The sequence below is a fragment of the Amycolatopsis sp. MEPSY49 genome, from assembly GCF_051337345.1.
GTDB lineage: Bacteria > Actinomycetota > Actinomycetes > Mycobacteriales > Pseudonocardiaceae > Amycolatopsis.
In genome coordinates this window covers 116,283-129,488 of sequence record NZ_JBDLYJ010000017.1, presented here as the reverse complement: position 1 = coordinate 129,488, position 13,206 = coordinate 116,283, and the positions used below count along the sequence as shown (strand labels likewise).

Below are 13,206 nucleotides of genomic sequence, written 5' to 3'. Positions count from 1 at the left end.
CTGTTCTGGCTGGACAATGTGACCAGTGCCTGTCGGACATCGGCCGTCATCATGGACAATCTGTGCATGCCGGAGAACCTGGATGCGCTGGATGCGCGACTGCTGCTGTTGCTCACCGACTCGCCGCGGCTGGGCGTGCTGGAGTGCGCGCGCCGGCTGGGCGTCGCCCGCGGGACGGTCCAGGCGCGCCTCGACCGCCTGACCGAGCGCGGCATCCTCGGCGGCTTCCCGCCGGAGCTGGACCTCGCGGCGATGGGCTACGGCCTGACGGCGTTCGCGTGGCTGGAGATCGCCCAGGGCCGCCGCGCGGAGGTGACGGAAGCGCTTTCGGCGATCGACGAGGTGTGCGAAGTCCACGCGACGACCGGCCAGGGTGACCTGTTCGTCCGGATGGTGGCGCGGGGCAACGACGACCTGCAGCGCGTGATCGACGAGGTGGTCGGGGTGCCGGACGTGCTGCGGACGTCGACGTCGATCGCGTTGTCGACCCCGGTGCCACCCCGGGTCCGCCCCCTGCTCGAACGCACCGCACGGGACTGACCTGTGGACAAGCGGCACTTTCACGTGAAAGTGCGGCCCCGTCCTGTGGATAAGCGGCACTTTCACGTGAAAGTGCGCTTTTCAGTGTTCGTCGGTGACGTGGGCCAGGTAGCGCTTGGCCGAGCGCTGGACGACTTCGAAGCCGTCGGTGCGGACGATCGCGTCCCACCAGGCTCCGTAGATCGCCTCGAACCGATACCCGGCCAGCAGCTCGGCCGCGCGGCGCACGATGTGCGGGCGCTCCGGGATCAGGTTCGGGTAGCTGTACATGAAGCCGACGTGCGCCCGGTCCGGGATGACCTGCACGATGTCGCCGGACAGCAGCGCGCCCTGCCCGTTCTCGCCGTCCGGCCAGTGCAGGACCGTGCCGCCGGTGAAGTGCACGCCCAGGTTGATCAGGCGCAGGTCGTCGGCGACGTCGAGGGTCGTGCCCGACCACAGCTTGACCGCCGGGTCCGGCCGGCCGATCCACTGCTGGTCGCCCTCGTGCAGGTAGACCGGCACGTCGAACGCGCGCGCCCACTCGACCATCGTCGTGTAGTAGTGCGGGTGGCTGATCGCGATGCCGGTGAGGCCGCCCAGGTCGCGGACCTGCTTCACCAGCGCCTCGTCGAGGTAGGCCGCGCAGTCCCAGAGGAAGTTCCCGGAGCGCGCCTGGACCAGCAGCGCGCGTTCGCCGATCGCGAACCCCGGGTTCGAGCCGACGCCGATGATGCCCGGGCCCTGCTCTTCGATCCGCGGGGTGTAGGTGCCGCTTTCGCGGAGCGCGGAAAGGTTCGTCCACTGCTGCCCGGACTGCGGGACGTACTGGCGTTCGTCCTCGCAGATCGGGCAGTCGTCGCGGGCCACGGTGTACTGCATGCCGCACGCCTTACAGATCGGTTCGGTGCTCACAGCGATGTCCTCCCAGAATGTTGCTTCTGGGAGGACAACCTAGCCGCGCTTATTTGGCGTCGGTGTACGGAACCGCCTTGACGAGGGTGACCTTCTGCAGCTTGCCGTTGGGCAGCTCGTACTCGCGGGACTCGCCCTCCTTGGCGCCGAGCAGGGCCTTGCCCAGCGGCGACTCCGGGGAGTACACGTCGAGTTCGCCTTCGGCGCCCTCTTCGCGGGTGGCGAGGAGGAACTTCTCGTCCTCGTCGTCGCCCTCGTAGCGGACGGTGAGCACCTTGCCCGGGCCGGCGGTGCCGTCGTTCGCGGGCGCCTCGCCGACCTTGGCCGAGCGCAGCAGCTCCTGCAGGTGCCGGATGCGCGCCTCGGCCTGGCCCTGTTCCTCACGGGCGGCGTGGTAGCCGCCGTTCTCCTTGAGGTCGCCCTCTTCGCGGCTGTCGTTGATGCGCGCGGCGATGACCGGACGATTCTCGATCATTTCGTCGAGCTCGTGCTTGAGCCGGTCGTAGGCATCCTGGGTCAGCCAGGTCACCTTGGTGTCGCTCACGGTCACCATCTCCTCGTCGGGCCTGCCAGGCTTGCGTGTTCAAGCCGGCCCACACGGGCGTAGGTGCCCGCGTGGCTGAGATAAAGGAAAAACACGGCCCGTCGCGGGCCGTGCTGAAGGGTCAGAGTATCACGGCGCGACAGGCCGACGCCCGTTAAATCCGCACGCCGTGGGCGTTGGGCGCGCGGTTCACCCCGTTGGCCGCTATGGGGTTGACAAATACTGTGGTACCTCGTACGAGCAGCCGTAGACGTCGGCGGTCACCGGTTCCCCGATGCTCTTGATCGTCGTGCTCATCCTGCTGTACTTCGCGCCGGCGGGGATCAAGAGCTCTTTGCGGCCGCTCTCCGCGCCGGTCTTGTCGCGGACGCGCACGATGCACACGCCCGGCCTGCTGTCGTCGTCCCGCGTCACGTTGATGGTGATTTCCATCGCGTTGCCCGGTTTGCCGCTGAAGGCGACGCGCTCGGCGTCGATCGGCGCGGACCCGAGGTTGACGTACGCGACCCACGCGATCACGCCGCTGACCAGCAGGGCGATCGCCAGGAAGAGCCACCGGCGCCAGCGCCGGGGCGCCTTCGCGCGGCTGGTGCCGTACCGGCCCTCGGGCAGCGCGGGGGCTGCCGTTTCCGCCGGTCCGCCTGCCAACGCGGGGCCTCCTGCTCGTTCTTGTCGTACCCGCGGGGACAATGGTGGGGCGGGTACGGCTTCGAGTATCCGCCCGCTGGGTGGGCGGCCCGCAGGTGGGTCGCGGAATACGGGTAGAGAAGGAGTCGTTCGCAGCATGGTGGACCAGCTGACGAAGCCGCGCTTGCGCATGATGGCCGTGCACGCACATCCGGACGACGAGTCGAGCAAGGGCGCCGCCACGATGGCGCGCTACGCCGCCGAAGGGCACGAGGTGCTCGTCGTCACCTGCACCGGGGGCGAGGCCGGCAGCATCCTGAACCCGGCCATGGACCGGCCCGACGTGCTGGCGAACATGTCCGAGATCCGCCGGGAGGAGATGGCCCGCGCGGCCAAGATCCTCGGCGTGAGCCAGCGCTGGCTGGGTTTCGTCGACTCCGGCCTGCCGGAGGGCGACCCGCTGCCCCCGGTGCCCGAGGGCTCGTTCGCCGCCGTGCCCCTCGAGGAGCCGACCGAGGCGCTGGTGCGCGTCATCCGCGAGTTCCGCCCGCACGTCATCACGACGTACGACGAGAACGGCGGCTACCCGCACCCCGACCACATCCGCACGCACGAGGTGACGATGGCGGCGTGGGACGCGGCACCGGACCCGGACCGCTTCCCCGGCGCGGGCGAGCCGTGGCAGCCGCTGAAGCTGTACTACATGCACGGCTTCTCGAAGGCCCGGATGGTGGCCTTCGACGCGGCGCTGAAGGAGGCCGGGCTCGAGTCGCCGTACACCGAGTGGCTGGCCAAGTGGGACCCCGACCGCGCCGATGTGATGGAGCGGGTGACGACCCGCGTGGAGTGCGGTGAATACTTCGAGGTGCGGGACGAGGCGCTCAAGGCGCACGCCACGCAGATCGACCCGAACAGCCGCTGGTTCTTCGTCCCGTTGGAGATCCAGCGCGAGACTTGGCCGACCGAGGAGTACGAGCTGGTCAAGTCCCAGGTCGACAGCACGTTGCCGGAGGACGACCTGTTCGCCGGCATCGGAGTCGAGGAGAAGGTGAACACATGAGTCTGACGCTGCCGGCCGGCGTGGCGCTTCCGGTGACCGCGTCGGCCCTGGTGCTGACGCAGCAGCCGGGCGACGGCGACAACGGCGGGCAGGGCGAGGACTTCGGCAAGTCCTCGCCGGTCGGCTTCCTGGTGCTGATCCTGTTCCTCATCGCGGTGGCGTTCCTGGTCCGCTCGATGACGAAGCACCTGAAGCGCGTCCCGGCCAGCTTCGACGACCCGCCGGCCGAGGAACCGGTCGCGGAGGAGAAGGCCGAAGCCGGGAAGAAGGACGAGGCGGCCGAGAAGCCCGCGAAGGACTCCTCGACCACCTCGAAGGCCGACAGTTAGAGCCGCGGGTCCACCGGGTCCGACTCCAGCGCGAGCACCGCGAACACGCATTCGTGCACGCGCCACAGCGGCTCGCGCCGGGCCACGCGCTCCAGGGCCTCCAAACCCAGCGCGTACTCGCGCAGCGCCAGCATCCGCTTCCGGTTCAGCCCCCGCTTCCGCAGCCGCTCGAGGTTGTCCGGCAGCGTGTAGTCCGGGCCGTAGATGATCCGCAGGTACTCGCGCCCGCGGACCTTCACCCCCGGCTGGACCAGGCCGCGCGTGCCGCGGGTCAGGTTCGCCGACGGCTTGACCACCATGCCCTCGCCGCCCGCCGCCGTCAGCTCCTCCCACCACGACACCCCGGCCGCGACGGACGTCGAGTCCAGCACGTCCACCGTGAGCGTCCGGGTCCGCTGGAAGCGCGGGCCCGTGAGCCGGTCCAGCACCGAGAGGTGCCACGAGTGCGGCCGGTCGTGGTACGCCGTCCCCTCCGACGCCAGCAGCTGGAACGGGGCCAGCCGGACGCCCTCCAGCCCCGACGTCGGCCAGCAGTAGCGCCGGTACACCGCCCGGTACGCGTCCACTGTGGACGCACGGGACGCCGTGCGCCGCAGCAGGTCCGTGACGTCGATACCGCGCGCGGACGCCGTCGACAAGGCCGAGACCGCCGCCGGCAGCACCGCCTGGGCCGCCGCGCCGACCGACGCGTACTGGTCCGCGATCAGCCCGCCCGCCTTCGCGCTCCACGGCAGCAGCTCGGCGTCCAGCAGCAGCCAGTCCGACTTCAGCTCGTCGAACAGCCCGCCGGCCGCCGCCCGCACGTCGGCCAGGAGCAGGGCGTTCTGCGCTGCCGAGAAGAACGGCCGCCCGGTGCGCGTGTACACGGCGCCGCCGCCCTCGATGCCGAACCGCCGGACGCCGGCGGCGTCGTCCCGGCACACCAGCACCACCGCCCGCGAGCCCATGTGCTTCTCCTGGCAGACCACCGACTGCACGCCCGCCGCGCGGTACTCGGCGAACGCCTCCTCCGGGTGCTCCAGGTAGTCGGCGTGCGACGAGGTCGAACACGGCGCCATCGTCGGCGGCAGGTAGGCCAGCCAGCGCGGGTCGACCGCGAACCGGCTCATCACCTCCAGCGCCGCCGCCGACTGCTCCGCCGAAACGCCGACCCGGCCGTGGTGCGCGGTCTGCACGATCCGCTTGCCGGTGACGTCGGCCAGCTCCAGCACCGCGGGCTCACGCCCGCCCAGCGGCCGCGAAGCGTCGAGCGGGCGAGACGGCTCGTACCAGACGCGATGCGCCTTCACCGAGACGACCTCGCGCTCGGGGTAGCGCAGCGCGGTCAGCTTCCCGCCGAACACGCACCCGGTGTCGAGGCACATCGTGTTGTTGACCCACTCCGGCTCCAGCGTCGGCGTGTGCCCGTAGAGGACCATCGCGGACCCGCGGTAGTCGCGCGCCCACGGCAGCCGCACCGGCAGGCCGTACTCGTCGGTCTCGCCGGTCGTGTCGCCGTAGAGCGCCATGCTCCGGACGCGTCCGGACGCGCGCCCGTGGTAGCGCTCGGGCAGCCCCGCGTGCGCGACGACGAGGTTGCCGCCGTCGAGGACGTAGTGCGCGATCAGCCCGTCGCAGAACTCGTGCGCCGCCCGGCGGAACTCCTCGCTCTCCGCGCCGAGCTGCTCCAGCGACTCCGCGAGCCCGTGGGCGACGTTGACCTTCCGCCCGTGCAACGCCCGCACCAGCTTCTGCTCGTGGTTCCCGCAGACGACCAGCGCGCTCCCGGCCGCGGCCATCCCCATCACGCGCCGCAGCACACCGGGCGTGTCCGGCCCGCGGTCGACGAGGTCGCCGACGAACACCGCCGTCCGGCCGGCCGGGTGGACGCCGTCGACGTAGCCCAGCTCGGCCAGCAGCTCCTCGAGCTCGGCCGCGCAGCCGTGGACGTCGCCGATCACGTCGAACGGCCCGGTCAGGTCGCGCTTGTCGTTGCGCAGCGGCTCGACGACGATCTCCGCCTCTGCCACCTCGGCCTCGCCGCGCAGCACGTGCACGCGCCGGAAACCCTCGCGCTCCAACGACTTCAGCGAGCGCTGCAGCTCGCCGCGCTGCCGCCGGACCACGTGGTCGCCGAAGTCGCGGTCGGGCCGCCCGGCGTTGCGCGCGACGCACACCGGCAGCGGCAGGTCGAGCACGATCGCCGTCGGGAGCACGTCGTGCTCCTTCGCGAGCTTCACCAGGCTCGCCCGCGAAGCGCGCTGGACGTTCGTCGCGTCGATCACGGTCATCCGGCCGGCCGCGAGCCGCTTCCCCGCGACGTAGTGCAGCGCGTCGAAGGCCTCGGCCGACGCGGACTGGTCGTTTTCGTCGTCGGCGACGAGCCCGCGGAAGAAGTCGCTGGAGAGCACCTGCGTCGGCGCGAAGTGCGTGCGCGCGAAGGTCGACTTGCCGGAGCCGGAAGCGCCGACGAGCACGACGAGCGCCATGTCGGGGACGGTCAGCTTCACGCGGCCACCTCCTCACTGGTCGAAAAGACCGCCAGCTGGGTCGGCGGTCCCGATTCCTGGTCCACCGGTCCGATCGGCACGTACCGGACCTCGTAGCCACGCCGGGTCGCGACGCCGTCCGCCCAGGCGCGGAACTCGGCTCGGGTCCATTCGAACCGGTGGTCGGCGTGCCGGAAATGCCCCATCGGCAGGAACTCGAACAGCCGGTTGTACTCCGCGTTCGGCGTCGTGACGAGCACCGTGCGCGGCGCCGCGACCCCGAACACCGCGTGCTCCAGCGCCGGCAGCCGCTCCGGGTCGACGTGTTCGACGACCTCCATCAGCACCGCGGCGTCGTAGCCGGCCAGCGCCGGGTCGGCGTAGGTGAGCGCGGACTGCCGGAGCGTGACGCGGGAGTGTTCCTTCAGGCGCTTCTCCGCGACGTCGAGGGCGCTCGCGGAGACGTCGACGCCGACGATCTCGGTGAACGACCGGTCCTTCTCCAGGACGCGCAGCAGCGCGCCGGTCCCGCAGCCGAGGTCGAGCACGCGCCGCGCGCCCGCCGCCCGCAACGCGGCGAGCACGCTGCCGTGGCGCTGCGTCGCCAGCGGCTCCGGGCGGTCCGGGACCTCGGTGACGAGCGCCTCGGCGTCCGCGGGGACGTCGTCGGCGTCGGCGAGCCGCGAAAGCGCGTAGCGCACGACCGGCCGTCGCCGGTCGAGGTAGCGGTTCGTGATGAGCGTCCGCTCGGGGTGCTCGGCGAGCCAGCCGTCACCGGCGCGCAGCAGCTTGTCGGCCTCGTCCTGGCCGACCCAGTAGTGCTTGCCGCCGTCGAGCGCGGGCAGCAGGACGTAGAGGTGCCGAAGGGCGTCGACGACCCGGTGGCTGCCGGCGAGCGTCAGGTCGACATAGCGGCTCTCGCCCCACTCCGGGAATTCCGGGTCGAGCGGGATCGGCGCGGTCGAGACGCGCCAGCCGAGCGGCTCGAACAACTTGTGCACGACTTCGGCCCCGCCGCGCGCGGACAGCGACGGCACGTGGATCTCCAAGTCGAAGCGCTCGTCGACGAGTTCCGGACGCGCCGAGCAGCGGCCCGCGAGCGCGGTGGTGAACGCGGCCCGCAGCGCGACCGCGAGGTACGAGCCGCCGGCGTACGGCCGGTCGTTGACGTACTGGGTCAACGAAGTCCCACCGCCGCGGACGAGCCCGACCGGATCGATCTCGACGAACAACGCTACGGTGCAACGGTTTTCGGCCGCGTCGGGGTAGAAGACGTGCGCGGTCCCGGCCGAGAGCGCGACCGATTGGGCCTTCTCCGGATGCTTGTGGAGAAGAAAACCCAAGTCGGTGGCGGGGTTCCGCGTCGTCGTGATCGTCAGCAGCACCCGCCCAGTGTGGCCGACGGCCGGTCCCGGCGCGCCCGGTTTTTGGCAAAAACGGACAGTTGACGATCCTTCGGACGTCGGGCAAGCTGGCGTCAGCACTGGGGGAGCGGCCGGGGGGCCAATGTGACGATTCTCGAAGAAGTCGCTGCGCTGCTTGAGGAATTGGGGCTGGGGAACTACGAACCGGGCGGCACGGGCGGCGACATCTTCCTGCTCGCGATGCCGGCCACGCCGGACGCGGCCCTCGTGCTGAGCCGGCTTCCCGGCGTCGAATCCGACGCGCGGCTCCCCTACGACGAACCCGTGGTCCAGATCCGCGTGCGCGGCACGCCGGAGAACGCCGTCGCGGCCGAGGCGAAGGCCCAGGCCGTTTACGACGCCGTGCACGGGCTGGGAAACCGGCGGCTGCCCGGCAACACGTGGCTCGTCTCCAGCGTCGGCACGCAGGCCGGCCCGGTCTACGTCGGCCGGGACGCGGGCGACCGCGACGAATGGTCCGTCGCGCTGCGGATGGAGCTGCACCGGCCCGTCGGCAACCGCGCCTGAGACAGCTTTTCCGCACCGCACAAGCACCATCGAGGAGGGGAGCGCCGATGCCCACTGTCAAGATCAACGCCCGCGACATCATCATCCAGGTCGCCGAGACGAACGGCACCACCTGGACGCCGATCGGGGGCCTCAACTCCGCCGTGCCCAACGCCGGCGAGAACGAAGAGGTCGTCGACACCACGACGTTCGACTCGGCGGGCAACTACGAGCAGGAGGTCATCCAGCGCGGCGCGACGCTCGCCCTGGAAGGCTTTCTGCTGAAGGACCCCGCGAACGGCGCCCAGGACCCGGGGCAGGCGCGCGTCGAAGCGCTGGCCACGCAGGTCGGGTTCGCCAGCGTCGGCAAGATCCGCTTCCGGCACCCGGTGGACACGCAGTGGAAGGTCTGGAACGCGACCTTCAGCCTCGGCGAGCACGGCGGCGGCAACAACGACAAGTACGCCTGGGTCGCCACGATCACCCGGTCCGGACCGTCGACCACCGCCGCCGTCAGCGCGAGCGTGGCGGAGGACGGCGAATGACCGAGCCGACCGGCGTCGCCGACGACCAGCTCACCGTCGACTACGACTTCGACGAGGCCTGGCGCGAGCGCAAGGCGGCCCGCGTGGCGCCGCGCATCCGCATCCTCGGCAAGGTCTACACGCTGCCGCATTCGTTGCCCGCCAAGCTGATCCTGTTCGCGGTGTCCGCGCGCAAGAACGGCCGGTCCGCCACCGACGAGGTCAGCGCCGAGGAGGCGTTCGACATGCTGTCGGCGCTGCTGGGCGAGCAGAACCTGGTCGACATCCTCAACCGCGGCCTGGAGATCGACGACCTGCCCGACGTCCTGGGCACGTGCCAGCAGCTCTACCAGAACCGCCAGCAGGCCCCGGGAAACGGAAAGGCCCCCGCGGCGATGGTGGCGGGGGCGACGGCGAACACGCCATCCGCCTGATCCTGCGCCACTGGCGGCTGCTCTACGCGGACTGGCGGCGCGAGTACGGCCGCGACCTGATGGCCGACCTCGACGCCGGCCTGTCCTGGTGGGAGTTCGCCGCCCTCGTTTCCGGCCTGTCGCCGGAAAGCGTGTGGCGCCAGGTGACCAAGGACGAGCCGGTCGAGGTCGACGGGGAGACGGCCCGCTCGGTGATCGGCAACCTGTAGGGAGGGGGGTGTGCGATGGCGTTGACCGTCGGTGACTTCATCGCGAACTTCGGGATCAACGACCAGCTGTTCCAGGACAAGCTGGCCGAGATGCAGACCAAGTTCGGCCAGGCCAAGGAAAGGATCATCGCCCAAGCCGAGGAGGCGGGCCAGAAGATGGCCGCGGCGATCGGCAAGTCGCAGGGACCGGTCGTCGGCGCCGCGGCGGGCCTCGGCGTCCAGGCGGCCTCGGCGATCGGCGGCGGCCTGCTGTCGCTGGTCGGCGGCCCGGTGATGGGACTGTTGTCCACCGGCCTGCAAGCCGGGCTGCAGACCGCGATCGCGTTCCTGAGCGAGAAGCTCCAACCCGCGTTCGACGCCGTCGGCGCGTTCATCAACGGCACGCTGGTCCCGGCGTTCCAGGCACTGGGCAGCTGGATCGCGGCCAACCAGACCCCGATCATGATCGTCGGCGGCGCCATCCTGACGTTCTTCCTCCCCGCGCTGGTCCAGCTGGGGATCGCCGCGGCGGTGGCGGCGGCCGCGACGATCGCGTCCTTCGCGACGATGGCCGCGCAGGCGGTGGCGTCGGCCGCGGTGTTCCTCGCGCAGAGCGCCGTGGCGATCGTCCAATGGGGTCTGATGGGCTGGAGCGCGCTCGCCAGCGCCGCGCAGGTCGTCGCCGCGTGGGTGATGATGGGCGTCGAGTCACTGGTGAACGCGGCCAAGATGGCCGCCGCGTGGCTGCTGGCGATGGGCCCGATCCCGATCATCATCGCCGCCGTCGTCGGGCTCGTGGCGCTGATCATCGCCAACTGGGACACCATCGTCGCCTGGACCAAAGCCGCCTTCCAGGCCATCTGGGACTTCCTCAAGATGGTGTGGAACGCGATCGTCGCCGCGATCCAGGTCGCGATCAACGGCGTCATGGCCGCGATCGGCTGGCTCGGCCAGCTGCCCGGCATGGTCATGGGCTGGTTCGGCTCGATCTTCACCGGAGCCGTCGGCAAGCTCGGTGAGCTGGTGTCCTGGCTCGGCGGCCTGCCCGGGATGATCCTGCGCGCGCTGGGCAACCTCGGCAACCTGCTGCTCGACGTCGGCGCGTCGATCCTCGAAGGGCTGTGGAACGGCCTCAAGAACGCGGCGAACTGGATCAAGGACAAGATCATCGGGCTGATCAAGGACATCATCCCCGGCCCGATCAAGTCGATCCTCGGCATCAACTCGCCGTCGAAGGTGGCGGCCGAGCTCGGCCGCTGGGTGCCGCTCGGGCTCGCGCAGGGCATCGAGCAGACCAGCGGCGCGGTGGCCAGGGCGTCCACCCAGCTGGCCGGCCTGGTGGCGAGCCGGCTCGACGACCTCGCGCCCGCGCGGCCGCGGGTCCCGGCCCTCGCCGGCGCCGGCTTCGCGGCGGACGCGGCCCGGCCGGAGCGGGCCGTGGTGCACATCGAGAACTTCCACGCCACGCCCAGCCAGACCCCGGCCGACATCGCGGGCGACCTGGACTGGATGTCCCGAGGGGGTGGCTGAGTGAGCGCGGGGGACCTGATCACCGCCGACGGCCAGCTGGAGTGGCGGGGCACGCTGCTCGGCTCGGGCAGCCCGTTCCGGATGACGAAGCTGGAGGGCTGGCTCGACCTGCCGGAGATGCGCGCCGACAACCCCGACCGGCCCGGCCGCCACGGCGGGTTCCAGGGCAACCAGCTGGCCGGGCAGCGCACGGTCACGTTGTCGTACCTGGTCAAGGGCGTGCCGGTGGCGGAGTTCGGCGCGGTCGTCACGACGCTGCGGACGATCACCGCGCCGGCGGAACGGCCGCTGGAGGAGCCGCTCGTCGTCCGGCTCGACGGCGAAAGCTGGCTTTCGAACGCCCGGTGCGTCCGGCGGACGATCAACGTCGAGAAGTACTACGCGCTCGGCTACACGACCGGCGCGATCCAGTGGCAGGCCACGGATCCGCGGCTGTACTCGGTCGCCGAGCAGCGCGACGTCACCGCGCTGCCGTCGCCCCCGGCCGACGGGCTGCCGTTCCCGCTGACCTTCCCGCTGGTGTTCGGGCAGGGCAAGCAGGGCGGCCGGCTGCGCGCGGTCAACTCCGGCGGCGCGGCCAGCTGGCCGGTGTGGGAGATCCGCGGCCCGGTCACCGGCCCGGTGATCGCCAACCGCGACACCGGCGAACGGCTGGTCTTCGACGACACCTTCACCGTCGGGGACGGGCAGGTGCTGACCATCGACACCGATGCGCGGACGGTGCTGCTCAACGGCGTCAACCGGAGCGACAAGCTCCTCGCCCGCGGCTGGTTTCCGATCCCCGCGAACGGCGCGGTCCAGGTCGACTTCACCGCCGCGTCCTACGACCCGAAGGCGTCGCTCACCGGGCGCTGGCGGCACGCCATCATCTGACTTGAGGGGGAAAACCATGGCCGAGCGCAATTCATGGGCCGTGTCCGACTCGCCGAACGGCGTCATCACCACCGAAGACGCGCGGCTGGCGGTGAGCGCGGCCGTGCAGTCCGGCCCGAGCCCGGTGCTGTCCCGCAACGGCATCCGGCCGGCGAACGGCGACCCCGGCAAGGTCGCGGCGGCGTCGCCGACCCCGGACGGAACGGTCACCGTGCAGCCGTTCCAGATGTTCATGCGCGCGAGCCGCGGGGTCGGCAGCTACGTGCAGACGCTGGACGCGGTGAAGACGCTGGACCTGCTCAAGGACAACCCGGCGCACTCGTCCAACGCGCGCATCGACCTGATCGTCGCGCAGCAGACGGACAAGTTCTACGGCGACACCACGAACGGGTTCGTGGTCAAGCAGATCGTCGGCGACCCGACGACGTCGCAGGAGCCGACCCCCACGGGCGACTACATGCTGCTGGCGAGTGTGCGGATCCCGGCCGGCGCCAAGTCGATCGCCCCGGAGCAGATCCAGGACCGGCGGCCCGGCTGGGTGGTCGGGCTCGGCGGGGTGATGCCGAGCCGCGGCGTCGGCGAGCGCGACGCCGTGCACGCCTACAACGGGATCACCACCTACCGGCAGGACCGGCGCTGGCTGGAGATCAACGACGGCGACAAGTGGCGCGTGCCGAGCATCCCCGTGTGCACGTCGCTGGCCGACATCCGCGCGATGATCACCGACCCGCTGCCCGGCCAGCTCGTGTTCAGCACGCAGGACAACCTGGTCTACCGGTGGAACGGCGCGGACTGGATCGGTTCGGTGGCCACCGGCGGCGGCGCGGTCGGCACCACCGCGACACCCACCCGGCACGAGGCCCGCTACGAGGTCCGCGGCAACGTGCAGACCTTCCCGGCGCAGGCGAACACCCGAAGCCGGTTCCCGACCATGGTCTACGGGTCGCCGGACATCACGACCTCGGCGAACAACGACACCTTCACGCTCAACCGGGCCGGGATCTGGACCATCACCGCCAGCTTTCGGACGGTCGCCCCGCAGGGCTCGGGCGAGTACCACACTTACATGGCGATCACCGACGGCGCCAACATCGAGATCCGGTACGCGAACACGATGTCGCGCTGGCTCGCCACCTCGCCGGGCACGATGAGCACCGCCACGACGAACTTCTTCAACGCCGGGGCCACGGTGAGCGTCATCTTCTGGAGCGACAGCGCGAACCGGGTCCACGACGCGGGCTGGGCCAACGTCAACCACGTGTCGCTGACCTGGCTGCGGGCCTGA

15 protein-coding genes are annotated in these 13,206 nt (G+C 70.9%); 10 read left to right on the top strand and 5 right to left on the bottom strand.

Annotation, left to right across the window (positions count from 1 at the left end; all coding sequences use genetic code 11):
* Window positions 1-66: 66 nt before the first annotated feature.
* Window positions 67-540 (top strand): Lrp/AsnC family transcriptional regulator, encoded by a 474-nt coding sequence (locus ABFJ78_RS44460; RefSeq protein ID WP_436393469.1) that lies wholly within the window; start codon window positions 67-69, stop codon window positions 538-540.
* An 81-nt stretch (window positions 541-621) separates the two neighbouring features.
* On the opposite strand, the gene ABFJ78_RS44455 is transcribed toward ABFJ78_RS44460, so the two are convergent.
* From ABFJ78_RS44455 to ABFJ78_RS44445, 3 genes are all read right to left on the bottom strand, one after another.
* Window positions 622-1,434, bottom strand: coding sequence for an MBL fold metallo-hydrolase (locus tag ABFJ78_RS44455; RefSeq protein WP_436393468.1), 813 nt, complete (start codon window positions 1,432-1,434; stop codon window positions 622-624).
* A 49-nt stretch (window positions 1,435-1,483) separates the two neighbouring features.
* Window positions 1,484-1,987: a transcription elongation factor GreA gene (greA, locus tag ABFJ78_RS44450; RefSeq protein ID WP_086857442.1), complete on the bottom strand. Its 504-nt coding sequence runs from the start codon at window positions 1,985-1,987 to the stop codon at window positions 1,484-1,486.
* A 195-nt stretch (window positions 1,988-2,182) separates the two neighbouring features.
* The gene (locus tag ABFJ78_RS44445) at window positions 2,183-2,626 is read right to left on the bottom strand and encodes a DUF4307 domain-containing protein (RefSeq protein WP_436393467.1); all 444 of its coding nucleotides are present in this window, start codon (window positions 2,624-2,626) and stop codon (window positions 2,183-2,185) included.
* A gap of 136 nt (window positions 2,627-2,762) precedes the next feature.
* On the opposite strand from ABFJ78_RS44445, the gene mca reads away from it, so the two are divergent.
* Entirely contained in the window at window positions 2,763-3,665 is a 903-nt protein-coding gene (gene mca, locus ABFJ78_RS44440; protein WP_436393466.1) for a mycothiol conjugate amidase Mca, read from the top strand.
* Window positions 3,662-3,994 carry a hypothetical protein gene (locus ABFJ78_RS44435; protein ID WP_436393465.1) on the top strand — a complete coding sequence of 111 codons (333 nt, stop codon included), beginning with the start codon at window positions 3,662-3,664 and terminating at the stop codon, window positions 3,992-3,994. The genes mca and ABFJ78_RS44435 overlap by 4 nt, the downstream gene beginning before the upstream one ends.
* Here the strand turns inward: ABFJ78_RS44435 and ABFJ78_RS44430 are convergent.
* Together ABFJ78_RS44430 and ABFJ78_RS44425 are read right to left on the bottom strand one after the other, a co-directional pair.
* On the bottom strand, window positions 3,991-6,483 hold the full coding sequence (locus ABFJ78_RS44430) for a polynucleotide kinase-phosphatase (protein WP_436393464.1): 2,493 nt from the start codon (window positions 6,481-6,483) through the stop codon (window positions 3,991-3,993). The genes ABFJ78_RS44435 and ABFJ78_RS44430 overlap by 4 nt on opposite strands.
* The gene (locus tag ABFJ78_RS44425) at window positions 6,480-7,847 is read right to left on the bottom strand and encodes a 3' terminal RNA ribose 2'-O-methyltransferase Hen1 (RefSeq protein ID WP_436393463.1); all 1,368 of its coding nucleotides are present in this window, start codon (window positions 7,845-7,847) and stop codon (window positions 6,480-6,482) included. Before ABFJ78_RS44425 ends, ABFJ78_RS44430 begins: the two co-directional genes overlap by 4 nt.
* Window positions 7,848-7,970: 123 nt before the next feature.
* Between ABFJ78_RS44425 and ABFJ78_RS44420 the strand changes: the two genes are divergently transcribed.
* From ABFJ78_RS44420 to ABFJ78_RS44390, 7 genes are read left to right on the top strand one after another with little or no spacing between them, the layout of a single operon-like run.
* Window positions 7,971-8,393 (top strand): minor capsid protein, encoded by a 423-nt coding sequence (locus ABFJ78_RS44420; protein ID WP_436393462.1) that lies wholly within the window; start codon window positions 7,971-7,973, stop codon window positions 8,391-8,393.
* 47 nt (window positions 8,394-8,440) lie between these two features.
* Entirely contained in the window at window positions 8,441-8,917 is a 477-nt protein-coding gene (locus ABFJ78_RS44415) for a phage tail tube protein (protein WP_436393461.1), read from the top strand.
* Window positions 8,914-9,330 (top strand): hypothetical protein, encoded by a 417-nt coding sequence (locus tag ABFJ78_RS44410; protein WP_436393460.1) that lies wholly within the window; start codon window positions 8,914-8,916, stop codon window positions 9,328-9,330. Before ABFJ78_RS44415 ends, ABFJ78_RS44410 begins: the two co-directional genes overlap by 4 nt.
* A 59-nt stretch (window positions 9,331-9,389) precedes the next feature.
* Entirely contained in the window at window positions 9,390-9,539 is a 150-nt protein-coding gene (locus tag ABFJ78_RS44405; RefSeq protein WP_372663721.1) for a hypothetical protein, read from the top strand.
* A 15-nt stretch (window positions 9,540-9,554) separates the two neighbouring features.
* On the top strand, window positions 9,555-11,048 hold the full coding sequence (locus ABFJ78_RS44400; RefSeq protein ID WP_436393459.1) for a phage tail protein: 1,494 nt from the start codon (window positions 9,555-9,557) through the stop codon (window positions 11,046-11,048).
* Window positions 11,049-11,921, top strand: a complete 873-nt coding sequence (locus tag ABFJ78_RS44395) for a phage distal tail protein (RefSeq protein ID WP_436393458.1) — start codon at window positions 11,049-11,051, stop codon at window positions 11,919-11,921.
* 16 nt (window positions 11,922-11,937) lie between these two features.
* The gene (locus ABFJ78_RS44390) at window positions 11,938-13,206 is read left to right on the top strand and encodes a hypothetical protein (RefSeq protein WP_436393457.1); all 1,269 of its coding nucleotides are present in this window, start codon (window positions 11,938-11,940) and stop codon (window positions 13,204-13,206) included.

Bases quoted from the DNA above. Each gene is read 5' to 3' on its own strand.
- ABFJ78_RS44415 (WP_436393461.1), top strand. From the start codon at position 8,441: ATGCCCACTGTCAAGATCAACGCCCGCGACATCATCATCCAGGTCGCC.
- ABFJ78_RS44405 (WP_372663721.1), top strand. From the start codon at position 9,390: ATGGCCGACCTCGACGCCGGCCTGTCCTGGTGGGAGTTCGCCGCCCTC.
- ABFJ78_RS44410 (WP_436393460.1), top strand. From the start codon at position 8,914: ATGACCGAGCCGACCGGCGTCGCCGACGACCAGCTCACCGTCGACTAC.
- ABFJ78_RS44400 (WP_436393459.1), top strand. From the start codon at position 9,555: ATGGCGTTGACCGTCGGTGACTTCATCGCGAACTTCGGGATCAACGAC.
- ABFJ78_RS44390 (WP_436393457.1), top strand. From the start codon at position 11,938: ATGGCCGAGCGCAATTCATGGGCCGTGTCCGACTCGCCGAACGGCGTC.
- greA (WP_086857442.1), bottom strand. From the start codon at position 1,987: ATGGTGACCGTGAGCGACACCAAGGTGACCTGGCTGACCCAGGATGCC.
- mca (WP_436393466.1), top strand. From the start codon at position 2,763: ATGGTGGACCAGCTGACGAAGCCGCGCTTGCGCATGATGGCCGTGCAC.
- ABFJ78_RS44435 (WP_436393465.1), top strand. From the start codon at position 3,662: ATGAGTCTGACGCTGCCGGCCGGCGTGGCGCTTCCGGTGACCGCGTCG.
- ABFJ78_RS44460 (WP_436393469.1), top strand. From the start codon at position 67: ATGCCGGAGAACCTGGATGCGCTGGATGCGCGACTGCTGCTGTTGCTC.